This is a genomic window from Methylomonas lenta, assembly GCF_001644015.1.
Lineage (GTDB): Bacteria > Pseudomonadota > Gammaproteobacteria > Methylococcales > Methylomonadaceae > Methylomonas > Methylomonas lenta.
On the sequence record NZ_LUUI01000070.1, the window covers coordinates 1 to 1201 of the forward strand.

General features: G+C 45.2%; 1 protein-coding gene. It reads right to left on the bottom strand.

Features of this window, described 5'->3' with window-relative positions; translation table 11 throughout:
- Window positions 1–20 precede the first annotated feature (20 nt).
- The gene (locus tag A1359_RS04680; protein WP_066978717.1) at window positions 21–1067 is read right to left on the bottom strand and encodes an IS630 family transposase; all 1047 of its coding nucleotides are present in this window, start codon (window positions 1065–1067) and stop codon (window positions 21–23) included.
- Between the last annotated feature and the right edge of the window lie 134 nt (window positions 1068–1201).

The following is a 1201-nucleotide window of genomic DNA, read 5'->3' on the forward strand; positions in this document are numbered from 1 at the left end:
TACTGAATGACTGTTATACTTCACGCGGTCACATTTGCGGATTTTTGGAATAGCTGGAATCTGGGGTTTAGGAGTGATTTTACCTGCGCGTTAAAAGTGGAATTCACTTTATCAAGACAATCATCTATGGCAGTCTTGAATTCAAAAAAGGTCTCGTAATAACGATTGTAGAGGCATTGCTTTTTGGTGAATTTCCATAAGCGTTCGATCAGATTCAAGTTAGGTGAATACGGCGGCAAAAATTGAAGGTCAATGTCCAATTCCAAAGCCTTATTGATCACTTTGTCGCAGCGCTGATAACGGGCATTGTCCAGGACCAAAGTGATAGCCGTATCTGCATGCACTTCACGGAGGGTGGTTAGCAATGTCACTAATGTATCGGAATTGATATAGGTATTATTAGCGATGGTAATCAGTTCAGAACCTTGAACACTATACGCCCCCAATACGTTATAACGGTTGCGTCCCGCGGATGATTTCAGAAACAAGCGCTCGAAACACCACAGCATACCCAAGAAAGCGCCCATGACAAAGTGTGCGGCATCGACAAAAAAGACACGACGCTTGCCTTGTTTTTCCTCTTCCAGCAAGGGTTCAAGCTTGCCATGTAAAAACTCGCTTTGCTTATCCGGGTCGGCTTTAGAAGGGATCACCGCCATTTTCCGGCATTTCATGCCTAAATGCTTGCGCATAAAATCGCGACAAGCGCTAAGGGCTAGCTTAATCCCAACGATCGCTTCAATTTCATAAGCCGCTTGAGCAACGGTATGCGGCGGATTGGTTTTGAAGTGTGTTTTGAGTGTTTCCGCATGTGGCAGTAACGCACTTCTAGGGCAATAGTGCTGCGATGAGCAAAGTGCCCCCAGGCCGCCCTCAATATACGCTTTCAAATAACGCGTCACGCTATCACTACTGACACGTGCAATGCGGTTAATTTCTTGATGCGGCAAGCCCAAGGCTTTCAGGTAGACGACATGCAATTTCTTCTTTGTCGCCCTTGAAGGATGTTTCATGAATAGCTGATAAAGATGGGCGATTTCTTTTTCCGTAAAGGTGGGCTGAAGCATGTCTTGGTAGGAGGCAAATACCATATTATAACTGCATCATTTTCCGCATACTTGGCCGAGCTGAGTATATACATTCTTTATCTGCCATTGCTTTAAATAGGCGAATGTCTCTTGATGGCCGACGCTTGCCGATC

Excerpts from the sequence above, each read along its gene's own strand:
- A1359_RS04680 (WP_066978717.1), bottom strand. The coding sequence starts at position 1,067 with ATGCTTCAGCCCACCTTTACGGAAAAAGAAATCGCCCATCTTTATCAG.